This window comes from Prochlorococcus marinus XMU1411 (assembly GCF_017696075.1).
Classification (GTDB): domain Bacteria; phylum Cyanobacteriota; class Cyanobacteriia; order PCC-6307; family Cyanobiaceae; genus Prochlorococcus_A; species Prochlorococcus_A marinus_V.
On record NZ_JAAORI010000002.1, the window covers coordinates 48,105 to 67,388 of the forward strand.

Genomic DNA, 19,284 nt, shown 5'->3' on the forward strand with positions numbered 1-19,284 from the left:
TCCTTTCGATTAAGTTTTTATATTATAAATAGTAGAAATTCTTTGTTTATGGAAAATGTAGAAGTTAAACAGGAAATTAAGAATTCTGATGATGGCAAAGGTATCTTAATTACGAATGATGCTATAGAGCAAATTTCAAATTTATTAAAGGGCCAAAGTGATAAAAAAGCACTAAGGGTAGGAGTCAGATCAGGTGGTTGTAGTGGTATGAGTTATACAATGGATTTTATAAGGAGTAATGAAATAAATCCAGATGATAAAGTTTACGATTATTCATTAAAAGCTGATCAAAGCTTTCAAGTAGTTTGTGATCCAAAAAGTCTCTTATATATCTATGGAATGCAATTAGACTTTAGTAAGGAATTAATTGGCGGTGGCTTTAATTTTGTAAATCCTAATGCTTCTCAAACTTGCGGTTGTGGAAGCTCCTTTGCAGTCTAATACTTAATGAATAAAGAAATTAGTCCTATCGAAGAGGATTTTAATGCAGCTCTATCAAGATATAAAGCTGGGCAAGATTTAATTCCAATCGTTCAAGATTTTCAGAAAATTATACAGCAAATACCAAATCATTTTGCTGCCTGGACTTGTTTATCATGGCTTCAATTACTTTTGAAAAATAATGAAGAAGCTTTGGCAGCTGCAAGACAAGCTGTTCGATTAAATCAGCAAGATCCACAAGCAAGAATGAATTTGTCTTTAGCTCTTTTGGCCACTAATAACAAAGGTGTTAGGGATCATATTGAGTTAATAAAAAAAATGTCTATGATGATGCCAGATGTGAGAAGTGAGTTGAATGAATCTATTGAAGACGGATTAAGTAGATATCCAGATTGGCCTGAGTTAACCAAAGTCAAAAAATGGTTGGAATTTTAAATTGTTTAAAATTTTAATATTAAGTAATGGGCATGGAGAAGATCTATCTGGGAGTTTAATAGCTAAGCAATTTGTAAAAAATGGTTATGTTGTTCATGCTTTGCCAATTGTTGGTAAAGGAAAACATTACATAAAAGAAAAGATTAAGATTATTGGAAAAACTAGAGAATTTAGTACCGGAGGAATTGGTTATAATTCTTTTAGGGGTAGACTAACTGAGATATTTGGGGGAGAGATATTTTATCTTCTAAAAAGATTATATTTAACTTTTACAATAAAGAAAAAATATGACTATTTTTTTGTAGTTGGAGATATTGTGCCAGTTTTGTTTGCATGGGTTTGTAAGAAAGATTTTTTTACATATCTAGTTGCTTATTCTAGTCATTATGAAGGGAAGTTAAAATTACCATGGCCTTCTAAATTTTTCTTGCTCTCACAAAAAGCAAAAAAAATATATACGAGAGATTCTCTTACAGCTAAAGATTTAACTTTCCAATTAAAAAAGAAAGTGTCTTTTTTAGGCAATCCATTTATGGATAAGTTTTTTTTTAGAAACAAAGAATTAAAGAAATCTGAATTTAGTATTGCATTATTTCCAGGAAGTAGATTCCCTGAGATTTTAGATAATTTTGTTTTGATTTTAGAGGTTTTAGAGGCATTATCAGATTTAAGATATTTTCAAAAAATTCAGTTTAATTTTGCAATAGTTAATGATTTATCTTCATCAAAAATAAAGGAGATATTCCAAAAAAGAGGATGGTTAAACATAGAAAAAATAAAAGATAAGTATCTCTTGAAATTTAAATATAAATTTTTAGAAGTGAATATATATTGGAATAATTTTGATAAAATTTTATTGCAAAGTAGATGCTGTATAAGCATGGCAGGAACAGCAGCAGAGCAAGCGATTGGATTAGGAAAACCTGTTATTCAGATCGAAGGTAAAGGTCCACAATTTACAAAAACTTTTGCAGAAGCCCAAAGACGTTTGCTTGGAAAATATGTTTTTTGTGCCAGTAATTATAAAGATAAGAATGATCAAATAAATCAGACAATAAAACTGATTATAAAAGTAATATATCTAATACAACTAAATAAGAAGTTTATGATCTCATGTAATGAAAATGCCAAAAAAAGATTGGGTGAAAACAAAGCTTGTCTTAAGATGATTGATGATGTGAATATTGTTATAAAAAATGACTAAGGAAAATACTCAAAATAAGTTAAAACAAATTATCGATAATTTGTTATTAATAAATTTATTTACGGTAATTTTTTTTGCAATATTTTTTATTTTTGCAATCATAATGCAATTAAATGGGATATTTGTTTTTATTAATTTTATTCAGTTAGTTTGGAACCCTTTTATAGTCCCATTGATAACAGTTCTTATTATTGGTGCTTTAGTAAACGGTATTAATTCTTGGTGGAGGCGAAAATTGCTTTCTCAAGAAGAGGATATTTAAAGGCATAATTTTTGAGTTTACTGCTTATCACTTTTTGTCCTTCTAATACTACTTTTGCTCCATCTCCTAGTAATATTTTTAAAACCGCTCCAGGTACTGGAAGTAAATTAGGTCTATTCAGACATTTGCCTAAAGTCTGAGAAAAGTCTTTCATAAATACTGGATTTGGTGCTACAGCATTAAATACTCCCGTATACTTTTTATCAATTAATGCTTGAGTAATTAATGCACATAAATCAGTTCTATGTATCCAACTCATCCATTGCTTACCATCTCCAATTGGTCCACCTAATCCAACTTTAAAAATAGGGAGCATTTTCCCTAATGCTCCTCCATCTGCCTCTAGTACAATTCCAATTCTAAAGATAACTAACCTTGTGAAAAATGGTTTTTCAGCGGCGACCGCTTCCCATTTTTTGCAAAGAGTAGCTAAAAAGTCTTTTCCTCCCATACTATTTTCAGTGAATTCACAAGAAGAACTTGTACCGTAATAACCTATCGCTGATCCATTAATAATGACTTTTGGGTTGATTTTGAAATTTTTAAGGGCCTTCATCATAAATTTCGTAGTGTTAATACGACTATTTTCAATCTCCTGTTTTTGTAACGAAGTCCATTTTTTTTCTGCTATTGGTTCTCCCATTAAGTTAATAATTCCATCTGTCTCTCTTAAAATATTTAGAAGATTTTCGTTACTCCAGTTTTTTTCTTTTGTTAAATCTATTTGAAAAAATTTAAATTTATTGAAATCTAAATCTAGCTTTAATTTACTTATGGGTTTTCTACTTACAATATATATTTCGTGATTTTCATTGATTAGTGTTGGAACTAATTCTTTACCAACAAATCCAGTGCAGCCAAGTAATAAAAGACGCATTTTTTATAGATATTTATGATTAAAGGCTATTAAATTTTTTAGTTTTTTGTAATTATTATTCCGTTATCAATTTTTTTAAATGTATATCAAACAAGTTTTTGTATAATAAATTTCAAATAACTTTGTTTACTTTATTATGACAGATTCTATTCCAAAGAAACCTCTCAAAAAAGGAAGCTTAGTTTTTGTCGATAGAGAAAATTATATAAACAGTATAGAGGCTCTAGCCAGTGATAATGATCTGCCGAATTATGTCTTTGAAGGTCCTGGAGAGATTCTTTTAGTCAAAGAGGAATATGCTCAGGTTCGATGGCGCAGACCTGTGCCAGATGTTTGGTTGAAATTGGATCAACTGAAAGAGTATATTCAATAAATTTTTATATCTAAAAGTTTTTATTTTTTTTCTCTGCAGACATATTTGATTGAATTCTTTTTGCCTCCTTAATCATTTCTTTACCATCAAATAAGTAGTCATCCACATATCCTTGTGTATACCTATCAAATTCTGATAGAGCATCTTTAACTTGTGAAAAACAATGATATAGATTGAGGCCTAAAGCTGTAATAGAATTTGGGACTATTTTTTTGTTATAAATTTTTTCAACTTTTTCTATTTTCTTTTGTGAAAGACTTATATAGTTGCAAAAGTTTTCCATTAGTTTGTCATCATATGGATCCGCAGAAAGTTCTTTTATTTCGTTATTCAAGGGTTTAATTATTTGGCTAATTGCTCTATTGATTGGAGTGTAAATTTCTTTAATCCATGTTTCAACTTCTCTGTCTTTAATTGACGAATTATATTTTTTTGAATTAAATTTCTCCTCCCAATTGTCATTTAATGAATCAAATGATGATCTGGAAGAGAAAAAATTTCTATCATATTGTTCTTTTTTTATGGGGTCATTTAGAATTTCCCAGGCATTTTGTATCGCAAGAAATCGTTCTTTTTCCCCTCCTGCATCAGGATGATGTTTCTTAACTAAAGAACGATATGAAGATTTAATTTCACTTTTGGTTGCATTTTTTTTGAGGCCTAATTCTTCATATAAATTTTTTTTCATTTTTATAAATTAGGGATTAAAGATAACCATCTTTCCTGGCTTGAATTGAGGTATTAGATTCAAACATTGCGGTTGATAAATATCTTTCCCCAAAACTAGGAAGAATTACAATCAATCTTTTATTCATTAGTTCTTTCCGTTTACCGATTTGTATCGTTGCTGCTAAAGCTGCTCCGCTGCTAATGCCTGATAAAAGGCCTTCCAATCTAGCTAATAGACGCCCATAATGAAATGCTTCGACGTCATCTATTTTTATAATTTCATCAATTAATTTAGTATTAAGGACTTTCGGTATGAAACCTGCTCCTATTCCTTGAATAGAATGAGATCCCGCTTTTTCTCCTGATATAACAGCACTTTTTTTGGGCTCTACAGCATAAATTTTGCAATTTGGGTTAACTTTTTTCAAAAAACGTGCGCAACCAGTAATTGTTCCTCCTGTTCCTACCCCTGTAACTAATCCATCTAAATTATTATTGGATTGGGTCCATATTTCTTGAGCCGTTGTTCTTTCATGAATATCTGGATTAGCAAAGTTTTCAAATTGATTAAATTGATAGCTATCTGCAATGCTTGAGGATAACTCATTAGCTAAATCTAAGGCTCCTTTCATTCCATCTTTTCCTGGTGTTAACTGTAATTCAGCGCCATATGCTCTCAACATTGCCCTTCTTTCAATACTCATCGTATCTGGCATAGTTAATATCAATTTATAGCCTTTTGCTGCAGCAACCATTGCTAATGCGATACCAGTATTGCCACTTGTTGCTTCAATTAAAGTCGTCTTATCTGGTTCTATCAATCCCTTTTCTTCAGCTTTACTTAACATTGAATAAGCGATGCGATCTTTAACAGAAGCTGATGGATTGAAACTTTCTAGTTTGGCTATTATTTCTGGATAACAATTAAAATACTTTCTGATTCGATTTAATTTAACTAAAGGGGTATTTCCAACTAGAGAAGTTATATCATTTGCTATTTCCATAAAATGATTATTTAAATTGCAAAATTAAAAAACCTATTTCTATAGTAATTGTATTTAAAGATCTTTTATATAATTTTCTCAAAAGAATTTAATTTATAATACTTTCAACGAGAAATTATTTATTATTATAAAAGGAAGTTTTTAATAATGGTTATGTATTCGCTGGAACTAAATCTAAGATATTCACCTTTTCCACTTTCAATTCAGAAGAAAGAATTGGAGGATGCTAAACGAATTTTTGATGAAATAAAAAGTTCTATGAATGACACTTTAGAATCCTCAAACTTGATTGAATTAAGGTGTGATAAAGTGCAAGATAAATTAATTGCTGTCAGAGCTAAAGAAATCATTTCTGTTCAGATATACGAAAAATCATCAGTAGCAGGAGGAGCTAAAAGACCAGGATTTTCTCTCAATATAGATTAATAGAATTAATGAGAGATTCTCTTGAAAATGAAATACCTCATATTCATTTCAAAGATGTCTCTTTTTCATATCCTGGGAAAAAAGAAAATTTAATTTTTAAATGTAATTTATCAATAAAAAACACTGGATTTTGGATGATAGTCGGTAAAAATGGGAGTGGAAAAAGCACCCTCCTAAAACTAATTAATGGAATAATTAAACCCAAAAATGGAGTCATTAATTCTAAAGCAAATATAGGGATGGTATTTCAAAACCCTGATCATCAAATATTGATGCCAAATTGCAGGAGCGAACTTCTTATAAATATTAACCAAAGTATAAGTGATAATGAAATTAATAAAAAAATCGAATATGTGCTTGCTCAGGTGGGATTGTCTGGTTTTGAAAAAAGGCCAGTACACACGTTAAGCGGTGGGCAAAAACAACGCTTAACTATTGCATGTGTTCTGATTAGTAATAGAAATTTTATCCTTTTAGATGAGCCTACAGCGTTACTTGATCAAACCAGCCAATTAAAAGTTTTAAAAACTATTAAAAATCTTACAAGTGACCATAAAAAACCTTTATCCGCTTTATGGATTACTCATCGTTATGAAGAATTACTTTACGCTGATTATGTAGCAGAGTTGAAAAATGGTTTTTTATCTAACTGGCAAGAACCATCAAAATTTCTATATAAATGAATTCCTCTACTTGTCATAAGGCACTTTAAAGAGTTAAATTCATCATATATTCCTCGGTAGCTCAGCGGTAGAGCGATCGACTGTTAATCGATTGGTCGCAGGTTCGAATCCCGCCCGGGGAGTTAAATTTTATGATCTAAAGACTTCAGGTTATTGCACTTGAGGTCCTTTTTAATGCTTTTTTATGAATGTAATATTATTTTGAGAATATATCTCAATTTCGATTTTTTTATATGAGGCTTATTAAGGCAATATTAGCAAAGGTCTACTAGGCTTTCCCTTAGGGAGTTTCTACATTTCAAAAAATCATGCAAAGTCATCCTAATAAAGGTGATTTTTTATTTTTATCACCTCTTTTTTGTCAAAAAGTGGTTAGCAAAGGATATAATCTAAGAAATTGTATTATTAATAACAGTAAATAGAACAAAAAAATTTATCCAAAAACAAATTATATTTATTAGAAAAAATGTGTTTTAAGAACAGTAAATAGAACATTTATCGAAATCTTTACACATATAAAATAAGTTTTTTAATTGATTTTAAAGTTCTAAATAATTAAGATATTTTTTTTATATTTTATACATTACACTTTTCAGAAAATTCTAGTCATCCCACATATCCGTTTTCTCTTTATCTAAATTATTCTTTTCAAGTAATTCCATTCTTTGTTTCTGAGAATCTATTTCTGTTTCAAGTAAGTTTTTATCGTCAATGTATTTTGTTTGTATTTCTAAAATAACTATCTCAAATTGCTCTCCAAAGAAATCTGACATTTCCTTCCAAGCTTCCATTTCTTCTTCTTTGTCTATAGTATCGTTTATCTGATGAGAAATAATTTCTCGTACATATTGTTTGAGTTCTTGATGACTCATCGATTCAACTTTTTTTTGAATATAAAGTTCTTTTAGATTTTCTAGTTGTTTTTTTGATAAATCAGAAAAGATTAAAGACTTCTTTTTCATAAAAACTTAGATTTTTTTTAATATAGACAATATCTATAACTTAAACACCCAGAAAAAAATCTAGAACCATAAATTTTGTTTAAGCCGCTTTGAAAATTGATAAATTCCATTTAATTCAATTTTGATTTATCACACTCTGAATTAAATATTTTTTTAAATTCAATCCATATTTATTTCAGATATCCTCTTGATTATTAAGAAATAGTTAATAAAATCGAAAGAAATTCTAAAATTTAACTCTTTTTAAAATTCCTATTTTCTCTCTAATGCCTTGCAATTATTGAAAAATCTGATAAATCTAATTGATAAAACTTTTTACATTAATTATGCAATCTTTCTAAAAACTTGAGAGAATCATATTACAAAAATTTAATTTTAATTTAATAGTCTATATTATGAAAATTTCAATCCTTTTAATTGAAGATGATAGAGATATGCGTGATTTGGTGGCTAAGCATTTAGAACATTCTGGTTTCGATGTTCAGAAAGCTGAAGATGGCATTAAAGGGCAAGCATTAGCTCTTCAATACTCACCAGATTTAATACTTTTGGATTTAATGCTACCAAGTGTTGACGGATTAACATTATGTCAGCGACTTAGAAGAGATGAAAGAACTTCGAATATTCCAATTTTGATGATAACAGCATTAGGTGGCCTTAAAGATAAAGTTACTGGTTTTAATTCCGGAGCTGATGACTACATCACTAAACCATTCGATTTGGAAGAATTACATGTACGCATAAAAGCATTATTAAGGAGAACCAACAGAATACAGTTGAATTCTAGTAATCAGCAAGAAATTTTGAATTATGGTCCTCTCACTCTTGTTCCGGAAAGATTTGAAGCTATCTGGTTTGAATCTCCTATTCGACTAACACATCTTGAATTTGAATTACTTCATTGTCTATTGCAGCGGCACGGTCAAACAGTTTCACCAGCTTTGATTCTTAAAGAAGTTTGGGGATATGAACCTGATGATGATATTGAGACAATAAGAGTCCATGTTAGACACTTACGTACTAAGCTAGAACCAGATCCAAGAAAGCCTATATACATTAAAACAGTTTATGGAGCTGGATATTGCCTTGAGTTACCTATAGGTACTCAAGTTGAACCTGCCAAGCAAGAGTTTATTCAAGCTAGAAATACTGATTTAATAAATTCTTAGATAGATAAAACTTTATATATCTTCTACTGAAATTTTTAAAAGAGTAATTTCCCATGCCAATCTTGGCTGTATATTTTTTCTTAAGTGAAATTTTAAATTTTCAAGTTTTTTTACTAGATCAATATTTTTTGTCTTTCTCCACCAAATAATTTGTATCAAATTGACTAAACAAATCTGTTGATAAATTTCTAATTGTTCAGATATTAATTTAGATGCTTCAAGTATTTCTAGACTATTTTTTATTGGAAAATCTAATTTACTTGTAATTTCATCTGATAATTCATTCCAAATTTCAATATTTTTCAATAATTGATCTGGAGAGCCATTTGCAGAATTTATTAAATCTTCAATATTTAATTTTGTATTAATATTAAATTTAGAAGAATTTGGATAATCTTTTAAAAGAGACTTTATTTGTTTACTAGAAAACGATCGAAATCTGATTATTTGACATCTTGAGATAATAGTATCTAAAAGAAGATTTAATTTGGATGTTAAAAAAATAAAAATTCCATTACTTGGTTCTTCTAAAGTTTTTAAAATGCAATTTGAGGCTGCTTCGTTTAAAAGGTGTGCATCAATAATTAAAACTATTTTTGTTTCTGCGTTTATTGATTTTTGACCAAGAAAAGTTTTGATATTTCGTATTTGAGCAATCTTAATAATTTCAGATCCACTTTTTGATGTTTTTTCAAGATAGGAACTTTTTGATCTGTTAGATTCCGAGATATTACTAGGTTCGATAATTAGAAAATCAGGATGGTTATTGTTGTTAATTCTCTCTTCAATATTGTCTCCTGGAGAAGATTGTTTGAAAATCTCGTTAATAAATTTTAAAGCAGTTTGTTTTTTTCCTACCCCTTCAGCACCATAAAATATGTAACCATTGGCAAATGATTTTTTTTGAATTATGTTGTTTAGACATTTATCAACTTCTTCATTAAATAAGACATTATTTTTTTTAAACTCAATCATTTGTTATTAGAAAAATTATTTAATAATGTCTCTTTAATTTGATCAGAAATAGTTTTAATATTTTGAGAGGCAGATATTACTTTCCATTTTTTTTCTCTGGCAATTAATTTGAATCCTTCATTTACTTTCTCTAAAAATCTAATACCTTCAGATTCTATTCTATCTGGAATTTCATTTTTTCTTCTGAATATGCTCTCTTCTGGAGTAATTTCTAAGAAGAAAGTTAGGTCAGGATATTCTCCTTGACACACAATAGATTCAATTTGTTTAATGATTTCTAAATTTATGTTTCTTCCATAACCTTGATAAGCCAGAGTGGAATCAGAAAATCTATCACTAATTACCCAATTATTTTCATTTAGAGCAGGGGAAATAATCTTTGATACGTGTTCAGCTCTATCAGCTGAATAAAGCAATAATTCCGCAAGCGATGAAGGCTTATTATGTTTGTTGTTATCGAGAATTAAACCTCTAAGTTTTTTTCCTAAAAGACTGCCTCCTGGCTCTCTAGTTGTGATTAATTTAGACCCTTTTTTTATTAAACCACTATTAGGTAGCCATTTGGATAGTTCATCTATTTGGGTTGTTTTACCACATCCATCAATACCCTCAATAACGATAAATTTTCCTTTCATTTAATCCAAAGATAAAGCATTAATTACAACTGTAATTGAACTAGTAGCCATCAATAATGCTGCTATTGAGGGAGTAAGAAGAATACCGTATTTAGGGAATAAAATGCCAGCGGCTAAAGGTATAGCTAGTAAGTTGTAACCAAAAGCCCATGTTAGATTTTGCTTTATTTTTCTTATAGTTTTTTTTGCAAGATTTAAAGCGTAGGGTAATCCATTTAATTGATCTCCCATCAAAACTACATCTGCATTCGCCTTGGCTATTTGAGTCCCTGATCCCACCGCAATTCCTAAGTCTGAAGATGCTAAGGCTGGGACATCATTAATACCATCACCAATCATTGCTACTTTATTATTAATTTTTAAATTTTCTATAGTCTTTAGCTTCATTTCAGGAAGAAGATCCCATTTTACTTCTGTTTCTTTACAACCAATTTTTTTTGCTAAAGCTAAAACTGTTTGTTTCCTATCACCACTTAAAATATTAATTTTAAATTTGTTTTCTCTCAACTTTTGAACTGTCTTAATTGAATCATCTCTGAGTAAATCTCCTAGGAAGATAAAGCCTAATAACTTGTCTTTGATACTTACTCCAATGATAGTGTTGGTTTTTGTCTCTTCATTTTCAATGACTTTTTTGGCATCACTATCAATAATTATTCCTTTACTTAGAAGCCATTCAATATTTCCAATATTAATAAGTCCATCAATTGACTCTAGTTCTCCAGAAATACCTCGACCTGAATGAGTGAAAATTTTTTTTATTGGAAATAAACTTAAATTTTGTTTTTTTGCCTCTTGAATTAAGGCATCTGCGATTGGATGTCTACTTTCCTTTTCTAAACTGGCAGCTATTCTTAATAAAAATGAATGATCATCATTATTTTTATAATCAACAATGAACGGCTTACCTTTTGTTAAAGTGCCAGTTTTGTCAAAAATAATGTAATTAATTTTTGAAGCCATCTCTATTTTATCCCCGCCTTTAAATAAAACTCCTTTTTTTGCTGCTTTGCCTGATGCAACAGTTATTACAGTTGGGGTGGCTAAACCTAATGCACAAGGACAAGCTATTACTAAGACGGCAATTGACAATTGAATGGCTAAACTAAGGAAATTCTCAGCATTACTACCCAGAGAACTATGAAGTGTATGGCTTGAGTGAGTGATCAATTGATGATTATGACTTAATAAATCTGGCCAAATGTTTCTTGCTCCCTTCCACCAAAAGAAGAAGGTTAAAGTAGCAAAAATAAGTACAAAGTAAGTAAATTTGCCTGCAATTTCATCAGCAATCCTTTGAATGCGAGGTTTTCTAGCGTTTACAGACTCAATAAGATTTACTAGTTTTGCCAGAGAAGAATCTCCCCCGACCTTTTGTACTTTAAGTCTAAGAGTGGAATTAAGATTTAAAGACCCACTAGATAGATTTTCGCCTTCTTTTACCTCAATAGGTTTGGATTCTCCAGTAATGTGTGAAACATCAACGTATGAATTACCTTGAGTAACAATGCAGTCAGCAGGTACTCTGTCTCCTGCTAAAACTTGAATCTCTTGATCAGGTCTTAAAGTGTTTACTCTTATTGACTTTATTTGGTTGTCTTCTGTATAGATACTTGCCATTTCCGGTTGAAGATCTAATAATTCTCCAATGGATGAACCAGTTTGATATCTTGCTCTTTCTTCTAAAAAACGCCCAATGAGTATGAAGCCTAAAAGCATTACTGGTTCATTAAAAAAACAAGGAAAACCAGTGGCAGGAAATATTAAGGATAGAAGACTTGTTGTATATGCGCTAATTACTCCCAGAGCTACTAAAGAATCCATATCCGGATGATTCTTAATAAATGATTTAAATCCATTAATAATTATTCCTCTGCCAGGAAATAATAGGGCTAACGTTGCTAATGAAGCGTGAAAAAATATATTACCTAATATTGGAAAATTTATATATCTTCCTTCTGCTAGATGACCTAAACCTGAAAATAATAAGAGTAATAGAGCAAAAGTTAGTTTTTTCCATTGATTATTCCACTTCTTTTTTTTTTCTAATTCTGCTCTATTTATTTTTTTTGAAAAATCATTTATGTAAATCTTTGATGGGAAACCATTTTCTTTTAGATTTTCGAGAACTCTTTCTATTTCTATATGTTTCTGAGTAATTTCGAAATATGCACTTTCAGTAAGCAAGTTAACAGAAACATTTTCAATACCATCAGAATTATTCAATATTTTTTCAACAGTACTTACACAACCCCCGCACTTCATTCCTGTCACGTTTAATTGAATGCTCTCCATATTTTTTACGATAGAAGCAAATTAATGCTTGACCTTATTTTTAACTATAATAATAAATGTAATAGACTTTTTAAATAGTTATTTTTTAAATTACTATATTAACTTTATTAGATTTAGAGCAGTGCCTAGTAATCAAAACAGAGACAACTTTATTGATAAAGCTTTTACTGTAATTGCTGAATCTATTGTAAAAATAATGCCTATCGCTGAGAAAGAAAAAAAGGCATATATTTATTACAGAGATGGCTTAGCTGCACAAAATAATGGGGATTATTCGGAAGCATTAGAGTATTACAAAGAGAGTTTACTTCTTGAAGAAAATAAAATTGATAGGGGTGAGACTTTAAAAAATATGGCAATTATATACATGAGTAATGGTGAAGAGGATTTGTCTATTGAAACATATGAAAAAGCATTAGTAGAAAATCCCAAACAGCCATCATGTTTGAAAAATATAGGTTTAATTTATGAAAAAAGGGGAAGATATGCTGAGCAAAATGGTGATTTAGATCAGAGAGATATATGGTTTGATAAAGCTGCTGAAGTTTGGTCTAAAGCAGTGAGACTATATCCAGGTGGGTATCTAGATATTGAGAATTGGTTGAAAAACTCAGGCAGAAGCTCAATTGATATGTACCTTTGATTTTTTTATTTTGATAAAGAATAATTAACTGCTTCTTTAATATTGGATATCTCTTTGATGTTTATTAAATCTTGAAAATTATTATTTAGTTCTTCCTCTAGTTTAGGCACTACGATATTTTTAATCCCTAGTCTTACAGCTTCTTCTATTTTTGTTCTAAGGTTATTCGATTTTCTAACTTGACCGCTTAAACCTAATTCCCCAATAAATGAGGTATTAGCTAAAGGAGGAATATTTTTCAAACTTGATAAAATTGATATTGCTACGCCTAAGTCAGATGAGGGATCATTAATCTCAAAACCTCCACCAGTAGCTATATAACAATCAAATTCAGATAATTTTATCCCTACGTGTTTTTCAATAACAGCAAGAATTTGATGCAATCTATTTATGCTAATTCCAGTTGTAGTTCGTCTTGGGTTACTGTAGAAAGTTTGATTTACCAACGCTTGTATATCAACTGCCAATGGTCGAGTGCCTTCGTTTGTAATCGTAGTTGTTACTCCTGAAATATTTTCTTTATTTGTAAAAATAGAACTTGGGTTTGTGATCTCTCGTAAACCCTCTTCAAGCATTTCAAAAATTCCAATTTCAAAGGTCGATCCAAATCGATTTTTTATACTTCTTAGTAATCTATGAGATGAAATATTATCTCCTTCAAAGTTTATTACTGTATCAACTAAATGCTCAAGAGTTTTAGGGCCGGCTAAAGCACCATCTTTGGTTACATGACCAATTATTAGAAGAGCAATATTATTTTCTTTGGCTAGATTTTGCAACTCAGAAGAACATGCTCTAACTTGGGAAACCGATCCTGGCGAACTGTCCATTTCATTATTATGGATGGCTTGAATACTATCAATAATTGCGAAACTTGGATTTACACGTTTAATCTCTTCAATAATTAGGGATATATTTGTTTCTGCAAAAATTTTTAAATCAATACAGTTTTGATTTAATCTCTCCCATCTAATTTTTACTTGTTCTAAGGATTCTTCTGCAGTTATGTATAAAACTTTTTCATTGAGAGATATTTTTCCTGCTGATTGAAGAACAATTGTGCTTTTACCTATACCTGGTTCTCCTCCAAGTAAGACAACAGATCCAGGTACTATTCCACCTCCAAGAACTCGATCAAACTCTCTAAAACCACTTGTAAATCTTGATATTTTTTTTGATGAAATTTCATTAAAAGGGATAGATTTTTTATCATTTTTAACATCTTGATGTTTAGATCTCTTGCTTGTAATTTCTTCTACAATCGAATTCCATGAGTTGCAATTTAGGCATTTCCCAAAGTATTGAGAAGTTTGAGTTCCACAATTTTGACAAATAAAAGTCGACAATTTGCTAGACATTTAGTTATTGAATAAAGTATTAGAACTAGAATGTTTGGGATATTGCCCCTCTACAAGTTAGATTAGGATAATAATTAATTCTCTTACTGATTAGCTAATAGAAACAAATGGCTCTATCTAGTCAAACTAAAGAAACAATTCTTGTCGCAGATGACGAGGCAAGTATTAGAAGAATTCTGGAGACGCGCCTCTCCATGATTGGTTACAAAGTCGTAACTGCATGTGATGGTAAAGAAGCACTAAAGTTATTTAAGGATTATGAGCCTGATTTAGTCGTACTTGACGTTATGATGCCAAAATTAGATGGCTATGGAGTGTGTCAGGAATTAAGGAAAGATTCTGATGTTCCAATCGTTATGTTAACTGCATTAGGAGATGTTGCAGACAGGATAACAGGTTTAGAATTAGGGGCTGATGATTATGTTGTGAAACCATTTAGTCCTAAGGAATTAGAAGCTAGAATTAGATGCGTTCTGAGAAGAATTGACAAAGAGCAAATTCCTGGAATGCCTAATTCAGGATTAATTTTGGTTACTGATATAAAAATTGATACAAATCGAAGACAAGTTTTTAAGAGCGATGAGAGAATAAGATTAACTGGTATGGAATTTAGTCTTTTAGAGCTTTTGGTTAGCAGGTCAGGCGAGCCATTTAGTAGAGGAGAAATTTTGAAGGAAGTTTGGGGATATACACCTGAGAGACATGTAGATACAAGAGTAGTCGATGTTCATATATCGAGATTAAGATCAAAACTGGAGGCTGATCCAGCAAATCCTGAATTGATATTAACAGCAAGGGGCACAGGATATCTTTTTCAAAGGATTGTAGATATTGCTCCTTTTGACGGTAAATAAATGGGTAAAGAAAGTGTGCAAAAAAGTAATAAGCCTAGAGCTATCAGAAGATTAGTTATTTGGTATAAAAGAAACTCGGCTGTAACTTCAATAGTCGATACTGCTGCTAGTTCTGCGGTAACGGCTAGTAATGTGGCGGGTAATGTAGTTTCTGGTGCTGGTTCTGTTGTAAGTACAGCTAGTAATGTTGCGAGTAATGTGGCAGGTAATGTAGCAGGTAATGTAGTTTCAAGCGCTGAATCTGTTGTGAATACTGCCAGCAGTGTTGTTTCAAATGCTAGTTCAATAGCTAAAAATACATTACAACCTTTGGTTTTTGACCCATTAAAAAGATTACAAAATAATGATAATGTTTTAGATAGTTTGGAGGATTCTCGATCTAAAAGAATTTGGATAGCAGTTGATGGGATGGGTGGAGATTATGCTCCTGGTCCAATTCTTGAGGGTTGCCTCGAAGCAATAAGTAGATTTCCAATAAATATAAAGTTTGTTGGCAAAATTGAAAAAGTTAAAGATGCAGCAGAAAAAACTGGTTTAGCAGAATTATTAGAAAATGAAATAGAGAAAAATCGTCTTGAATTAATTGATAGTGGAGAGCCTATTGGGATGAATGAAGAAGCAACTACAGTTAGAAAAAGGAAAAATGCCAGTATAAACGTTGCTATGGATTTAGTGAGAAATAATAAAGCTGAAGCTGTTTACTCAGCGGGTAATTCAGGTGCCATGATGGCTTCTGCCATATTTAGAATTGGGAGATTGAAAGGGATTGATAGACCAGCTATAGGAGCATTATTTCCAACAAGGGATCAAACTCGCCCAGTATTAGTGTTAGATGTCGGAGCAAATACTGATTGTAAGCCATCTTATCTGCATCAATTTGCTCTTCTAGGCAATATTTATGCAAAAGATGTCTTACAAGTAAAAAAACCAAGAATTGGCCTTTTAAATATCGGAGAAGAAGAATGCAAAGGTAATGATTTATCCCTAAAAACATTTGAATTATTATCTTCTGAAAAAAGTTTTGATTTTGGAGGTAATTGTGAAGGCCGCGATGTATTATCAGGTAGTTTCGACGTAGTAGTCTGTGATGGATTTACTGGAAATATATTATTAAAATTTCTTGAATCTGTTGGAGGAGTTTTATTAGATATTTTGAGATCTGAGCTGCCACGTGGAAGGCGAGGGAAAGTTGGTTCTGCTTTTTTAAAAAGTAATCTACTCAGAATTAAGAAAAGGTTAGATCATGCTGAACATGGAGGAGCTTTATTGCTTGGGGTGAATGGTATTTGCGTTATTGGTCATGGAAGTAGCAAATCTTTATCAGTAGTTAGTGCTCTACGATTGGCCCACTCCGCAGTGAATCATGGTGTTATGGATAATTTAAATCAACTGCAAAAGCTTCAAGTTTTAAATTCTTAAAACATATTGAGTCGAATTTATGTTTGACTAATATAAGTAACTAAAAAAACTCTTTTGGAAGGAATAAATTTTAATCAGATTGGAGTATCGTTCAAGGGAAGCGGAAGTTATGTACCTGATCAAATTCTAACCAATCAAAAAATTAGTCAAAAGGTTGATACAAGCAATGAATGGATAAAATCTAGAACAGGCATTTCTGAAAGAAGAATTTCTAGCTTAGGAGATAATGTTACTGAGATGGGTTATAAAGCGGCTCTAACCGCTATAGAAATGGCTAATTGGGATATTAAAACGATTGATTTGATTGTTTTAGCTACTTCTACTCCGCATGATTTATTTGGATCAGCGCCATCCATTCAAGCTAAATTAGGGGCAGCTAATGCCGTTGCTTTCGATTTAACTGCAGCATGTAGTGGGTTCTTATTTGCCCTAATTACAGCATCACAATTTTTAAAAGGGGGTAGTTTTAAAAGGGCTATTGTTATAGGAGCAGATCAACTATCAAGCTTTGTTGATTGGAATGATAGAAGAAGTTGTATTCTCTTTGGAGATGGTGCAGGTGCATTAGCAATTGAAGCCACTAATGAATTTGATAATTTAATTGGTTTTGATATGAGAACTGACGGAGAAAGGGGTTCTTTTCTTAATCTTCCATCAAAAAATAATAAGGATTTAATAATTGAAAACATTGATTTTTTAAGTGGAGCTTTTTCCCAAATTCAGATGAATGGTCAGGAAGTGTATAAATTTGCAGTTAGAGAAGTTCCGATAATTCTTGAAAAGTTGTTTAAAAAAATGAATTATACTTCCGATGAAGTTGATTGGCTTGTATTGCACCAAGCTAATCAAAGGATATTGGATTCTGTAGGAGAGAGGTTAAAAATTCCTGGAGAAAAAATTCTTAGCAATTTAGAAAAATATGGTAATACTTCAGCAGCAACAATACCACTAGTGATGGATGAAGCTATTAGAAATAATAGAATTAAACAAAATGATATTATTGCCACAAGTGGTTTCGGTGCTGGGTTAAGTTGGGGTGCAGCCCTCATTAAATGGGGTTAACAAAAGGAGCATTATGACAGTTGCATGGGTATTCCCTGGACAGGGTTCGCAAAAAATTGGAATGGCAAAACAAATTGAAAATTTGCCCAACACAAAAGAGAGGTTTAGTTATGCATCTGAGATATTTGAGAGGAATTTATTTCAAATTTGTGAGTTAGATATTGAACCAACAGATCCTCTTATTGATTTAAATAACACAAGAAATACACAAATTTGTCTTTTTTTAGTTGAATCAATTTTATTAGATGCATTAAAGGAAAATGGATTTAAACCAACTTATGTTGCTGGGCATAGCCTAGGAGAAATTACTGCACTATATTGTGCCGATGTTTTTTCATTTGAAGATTGTGTTTCTCTTATAAAAGAAAGGTCTCAATTAATGGTAAATGCTGGAAAAGGATCTATGGCAGCAGTAATTGGTTTTGATAGAAATCAACTTGATCTATTAGTGGAAAAAATTGATGATATTGTAATTGCTAATGATAATAGCTCTTCCCAAGTTGTCTTATCAGGATCTAATGAAGCATTAGATAATTTATCGAGAGAAATTTCTTGTAAAAGATTCTTGAAATTAAATGTTTCAGGTGCATTTCATTCACCATTTATGAATGAACCTTCAACAAAATTTTCTGAGTATTTAAAACAAATTAAATTTAACAAGCCCTCTTTCCCAGTAATAAGCAATTATGAACCTTCGCTCTGTAGTGATTCAAACGAGCTTAAAATTAGATTAGAAAAGCAGATGTGTAATGGAGTGAGGTGGCGAGAAACTATGGATTTAATGGCGAAAGATAGTGATCTTCATATTGTTGAAATTGGCCCTTCTAATGTACTAAGCGGTTTAGTAAAAAGACATCTTAAAGATGTAAAAATTTCTCAAGTTTCATCTTCTAATCAAATATCTTATTAATTTGTATGAAAAATCATACTATTCAAAAATTAATCTATGAATTAGTTAGCAAGCTTTTTGTATTTCCTATTTATAAATTTGTATTTAAAGGTCATTTAATAGGTAGAGAAAATATTCCTCAAAAAGATTCTTTTATCATGGTTTCTAATCATGGTTCTTTACTTGATCCTCCTTTGTTAGGCCATGCTATTGGACGTAATATATCTTTTATGGCTAAGGCAGAGCTTTTTAAAATTCCTTTTCTTGGATTTATTATCAAGGCTTGTGGAGCTTATCCTGTAAAAAGAGGAATTGCTGATAAAAATACAATTCAAACAGCATGTAAAAAATTATCAAATGATAATTCTATTGGAATTTTTATTGATGGTACTCGTCAAAAAAATGGTCGAGTAAATAAGCCTAAACAAGGTGCAGCATTACTGGCTTTTAAAAATCAAAAATTATTATTGCCTGTTGGAATAGTTAATTCACATAGACTAATAAGATTTAAATTCTGTATTCCTTTATTTTCAAAAATAGTTATTAAAGTGGGAAAACCTGTTCAACCTCCACAAAGTTCATCAAGAGATGATCTGCATTCTGTAACAATACTTCTTCAAGATAAAATTAATAATTTGATTAAATGAAT

Annotated in this window: 22 protein-coding genes and 1 tRNA gene; 15 read left to right on the forward strand and 8 right to left on the reverse strand. The window is 30.9% G+C overall.

The window, feature by feature from the left end; all coding sequences use genetic code 11:
• Positions 1-48: 48 nt before the first annotated feature.
• Genes HA145_RS00670 through HA145_RS00685 form a run of 4 tightly spaced genes read left to right on the forward strand, consistent with a single transcriptional unit; the run spans position 49 to position 2,342 of the window.
• The gene (locus HA145_RS00670; protein WP_209127412.1) at positions 49-441 is read left to right on the forward strand and encodes a HesB/IscA family protein; all 393 of its coding nucleotides are present in this window, start codon (positions 49-51) and stop codon (positions 439-441) included.
• A gap of 6 nt (positions 442-447) precedes the next feature.
• Positions 448-876 (forward strand): tetratricopeptide repeat protein, encoded by a 429-nt coding sequence (locus HA145_RS00675; RefSeq protein ID WP_209127413.1) that lies wholly within the window; start codon positions 448-450, stop codon positions 874-876.
• A 1-nt stretch (position 877) separates the two neighbouring features.
• A complete protein-coding gene (locus HA145_RS00680; RefSeq protein ID WP_209127414.1) occupies positions 878-2,080 on the forward strand; it encodes a lipid-A-disaccharide synthase-related protein in 1,203 nt (400 codons plus the stop codon).
• Positions 2,073-2,342 carry a hypothetical protein gene (locus tag HA145_RS00685; protein WP_209127415.1) on the forward strand — a complete coding sequence of 90 codons (270 nt, stop codon included), beginning with the start codon at positions 2,073-2,075 and terminating at the stop codon, positions 2,340-2,342. Before HA145_RS00680 ends, HA145_RS00685 begins: the two co-directional genes overlap by 8 nt.
• On the opposite strand, the gene HA145_RS00690 is transcribed toward HA145_RS00685, so the two are convergent.
• On the reverse strand, positions 2,293-3,219 hold the full coding sequence (locus HA145_RS00690) for a TIGR01777 family oxidoreductase (protein ID WP_209127416.1): 927 nt from the start codon (positions 3,217-3,219) through the stop codon (positions 2,293-2,295). The genes HA145_RS00685 and HA145_RS00690 overlap by 50 nt on opposite strands.
• 136 nt (positions 3,220-3,355) lie before the next feature.
• Here HA145_RS00690 and HA145_RS00695 point away from each other — a divergent pair, with 136 nt between their 5' ends.
• Positions 3,356-3,592, forward strand: a complete 237-nt coding sequence (locus HA145_RS00695) for an NAD(P)H-quinone oxidoreductase subunit O (RefSeq protein WP_209127417.1) — start codon at positions 3,356-3,358, stop codon at positions 3,590-3,592.
• A gap of 10 nt (positions 3,593-3,602) precedes the next feature.
• Here the strand turns inward: HA145_RS00695 and HA145_RS00700 are convergent, their stop codons facing one another.
• Positions 3,603-4,280: a DnaJ domain-containing protein gene (locus HA145_RS00700; RefSeq protein ID WP_209127418.1), complete on the reverse strand. Its 678-nt coding sequence runs from the start codon at positions 4,278-4,280 to the stop codon at positions 3,603-3,605.
• A gap of 16 nt (positions 4,281-4,296) precedes the next feature.
• Positions 4,297-5,265 (reverse strand): cysteine synthase A, encoded by a 969-nt coding sequence (gene cysK / locus HA145_RS00705; protein WP_209127419.1) that lies wholly within the window; start codon positions 5,263-5,265, stop codon positions 4,297-4,299.
• Positions 5,266-5,418: 153 nt separating this feature from the next.
• On the opposite strand from cysK, the gene HA145_RS00710 reads away from it, so the two are divergent.
• The 3 genes from HA145_RS00710 to HA145_RS00720 all read left to right on the forward strand — a co-directional run bounded on the left by HA145_RS00710 (position 5,419) and on the right by HA145_RS00720 (position 6,496).
• Complete coding sequence (locus HA145_RS00710; RefSeq protein ID WP_209127420.1) at positions 5,419-5,691, forward strand: hypothetical protein; 273 nt, start codon at positions 5,419-5,421, stop codon at positions 5,689-5,691.
• An 8-nt stretch (positions 5,692-5,699) separates the two neighbouring features.
• Complete coding sequence (locus tag HA145_RS00715; protein WP_209127421.1) at positions 5,700-6,374, forward strand: ABC transporter ATP-binding protein; 675 nt, start codon at positions 5,700-5,702, stop codon at positions 6,372-6,374.
• 50 nt (positions 6,375-6,424) lie between these two features.
• Positions 6,425-6,496: transfer RNA gene (locus HA145_RS00720), tRNA-Asn, on the forward strand.
• 480 nt (positions 6,497-6,976) lie between these two features.
• Here HA145_RS00720 and HA145_RS00725 read toward each other — a convergent pair.
• Complete coding sequence (locus tag HA145_RS00725) at positions 6,977-7,336, reverse strand: DUF7326 family protein (protein WP_209127422.1); 360 nt, start codon at positions 7,334-7,336, stop codon at positions 6,977-6,979.
• 395 nt (positions 7,337-7,731) lie between these two features.
• Between HA145_RS00725 and HA145_RS00730 the strand changes: the two genes are divergently transcribed.
• Entirely contained in the window at positions 7,732-8,505 is a 774-nt protein-coding gene (locus HA145_RS00730) for a response regulator transcription factor (RefSeq protein WP_209127423.1), read from the forward strand.
• Positions 8,506-8,517: 12 nt separating this feature from the next.
• On the opposite strand, the gene HA145_RS00735 is transcribed toward HA145_RS00730, so the two are convergent.
• Genes HA145_RS00735 through HA145_RS00745 form a run of 3 tightly spaced genes read right to left on the reverse strand, consistent with a single transcriptional unit; the run spans position 8,518 to position 12,410 of the window.
• Positions 8,518-9,480, reverse strand: a complete 963-nt coding sequence (locus HA145_RS00735) for a DNA polymerase III subunit delta' (RefSeq protein ID WP_209127424.1) — start codon at positions 9,478-9,480, stop codon at positions 8,518-8,520.
• Positions 9,477-10,115 carry a dTMP kinase gene (gene tmk / locus HA145_RS00740; RefSeq protein WP_209127425.1) on the reverse strand — a complete coding sequence of 213 codons (639 nt, stop codon included), beginning with the start codon at positions 10,113-10,115 and terminating at the stop codon, positions 9,477-9,479. Before tmk ends, HA145_RS00735 begins: the two co-directional genes overlap by 4 nt.
• Positions 10,116-12,410: a heavy metal translocating P-type ATPase gene (locus HA145_RS00745; protein ID WP_209127426.1), complete on the reverse strand. Its 2,295-nt coding sequence runs from the start codon at positions 12,408-12,410 to the stop codon at positions 10,116-10,118.
• A 121-nt stretch (positions 12,411-12,531) separates the two neighbouring features.
• Here HA145_RS00745 and HA145_RS00750 point away from each other — a divergent pair, with 121 nt between their 5' ends.
• Entirely contained in the window at positions 12,532-13,053 is a 522-nt protein-coding gene (locus HA145_RS00750) for a photosystem I assembly protein Ycf3 (RefSeq protein ID WP_002805833.1), read from the forward strand.
• A 5-nt stretch (positions 13,054-13,058) separates the two neighbouring features.
• On the opposite strand, the gene radA is transcribed toward HA145_RS00750, so the two are convergent.
• Complete coding sequence (radA, locus tag HA145_RS00755) at positions 13,059-14,411, reverse strand: DNA repair protein RadA (protein ID WP_209127427.1); 1,353 nt, start codon at positions 14,409-14,411, stop codon at positions 13,059-13,061.
• A 107-nt stretch (positions 14,412-14,518) separates the two neighbouring features.
• Here radA and rpaB point away from each other — a divergent pair, with 107 nt between their 5' ends.
• From rpaB to HA145_RS00780, 5 genes are read left to right on the forward strand one after another with little or no spacing between them, the layout of a single operon-like run.
• On the forward strand, positions 14,519-15,265 hold the full coding sequence (gene rpaB / locus HA145_RS00760) for a response regulator transcription factor RpaB (RefSeq protein ID WP_025922053.1): 747 nt from the start codon (positions 14,519-14,521) through the stop codon (positions 15,263-15,265).
• Positions 15,266-16,684, forward strand: coding sequence for a phosphate acyltransferase PlsX (gene plsX / locus HA145_RS00765; RefSeq protein ID WP_209127428.1), 1,419 nt, complete (start codon positions 15,266-15,268; stop codon positions 16,682-16,684).
• Positions 16,685-16,738: 54 nt separating this feature from the next.
• Positions 16,739-17,746, forward strand: a complete 1,008-nt coding sequence (locus HA145_RS00770) for a beta-ketoacyl-ACP synthase III (RefSeq protein WP_209127429.1) — start codon at positions 16,739-16,741, stop codon at positions 17,744-17,746.
• A gap of 13 nt (positions 17,747-17,759) precedes the next feature.
• Positions 17,760-18,656: an ACP S-malonyltransferase gene (gene fabD, locus HA145_RS00775; RefSeq protein WP_209127561.1), complete on the forward strand. Its 897-nt coding sequence runs from the start codon at positions 17,760-17,762 to the stop codon at positions 18,654-18,656.
• A 5-nt stretch (positions 18,657-18,661) separates the two neighbouring features.
• Entirely contained in the window at positions 18,662-19,282 is a 621-nt protein-coding gene (locus HA145_RS00780; protein WP_209127430.1) for a lysophospholipid acyltransferase family protein, read from the forward strand.
• Positions 19,283-19,284: the final 2 nt, after the last annotated feature.

Coding starts and splice junctions, on each gene's coding strand:
- HA145_RS00670 (WP_209127412.1), top strand. CDS start 49: ATGGAAAATGTAGAAGTTAAACAGGAAATTAAGAATTCTGATGATGGC.
- HA145_RS00675 (WP_209127413.1), top strand. CDS start 448: ATGAATAAAGAAATTAGTCCTATCGAAGAGGATTTTAATGCAGCTCTA.
- HA145_RS00685 (WP_209127415.1), top strand. CDS start 2,073: ATGACTAAGGAAAATACTCAAAATAAGTTAAAACAAATTATCGATAAT.
- HA145_RS00690 (WP_209127416.1), bottom strand. CDS start 3,219: ATGCGTCTTTTATTACTTGGCTGCACTGGATTTGTTGGTAAAGAATTA.
- HA145_RS00695 (WP_209127417.1), top strand. CDS start 3,356: ATGACAGATTCTATTCCAAAGAAACCTCTCAAAAAAGGAAGCTTAGTT.
- HA145_RS00700 (WP_209127418.1), bottom strand. CDS start 4,280: ATGAAAAAAAATTTATATGAAGAATTAGGCCTCAAAAAAAATGCAACC.
- cysK (WP_209127419.1), bottom strand. CDS start 5,265: ATGGAAATAGCAAATGATATAACTTCTCTAGTTGGAAATACCCCTTTA.
- HA145_RS00710 (WP_209127420.1), top strand. CDS start 5,419: ATGTATTCGCTGGAACTAAATCTAAGATATTCACCTTTTCCACTTTCA.
- HA145_RS00715 (WP_209127421.1), top strand. CDS start 5,700: ATGAGAGATTCTCTTGAAAATGAAATACCTCATATTCATTTCAAAGAT.
- HA145_RS00725 (WP_209127422.1), bottom strand. CDS start 7,336: ATGAAAAAGAAGTCTTTAATCTTTTCTGATTTATCAAAAAAACAACTA.
- HA145_RS00730 (WP_209127423.1), top strand. CDS start 7,732: ATGAAAATTTCAATCCTTTTAATTGAAGATGATAGAGATATGCGTGAT.
- HA145_RS00735 (WP_209127424.1), bottom strand. CDS start 9,480: ATGATTGAGTTTAAAAAAAATAATGTCTTATTTAATGAAGAAGTTGAT.
- tmk (WP_209127425.1), bottom strand. CDS start 10,115: ATGAAAGGAAAATTTATCGTTATTGAGGGTATTGATGGATGTGGTAAA.
- HA145_RS00745 (WP_209127426.1), bottom strand. CDS start 12,410: ATGGAGAGCATTCAATTAAACGTGACAGGAATGAAGTGCGGGGGTTGT.
- radA (WP_209127427.1), bottom strand. CDS start 14,411: ATGTCTAGCAAATTGTCGACTTTTATTTGTCAAAATTGTGGAACTCAA.
- rpaB (WP_025922053.1), top strand. CDS start 14,519: ATGGCTCTATCTAGTCAAACTAAAGAAACAATTCTTGTCGCAGATGAC.
- plsX (WP_209127428.1), top strand. CDS start 15,266: ATGGGTAAAGAAAGTGTGCAAAAAAGTAATAAGCCTAGAGCTATCAGA.
- fabD (WP_209127561.1), top strand. CDS start 17,760: ATGACAGTTGCATGGGTATTCCCTGGACAGGGTTCGCAAAAAATTGGA.
- HA145_RS00780 (WP_209127430.1), top strand. CDS start 18,662: ATGAAAAATCATACTATTCAAAAATTAATCTATGAATTAGTTAGCAAG.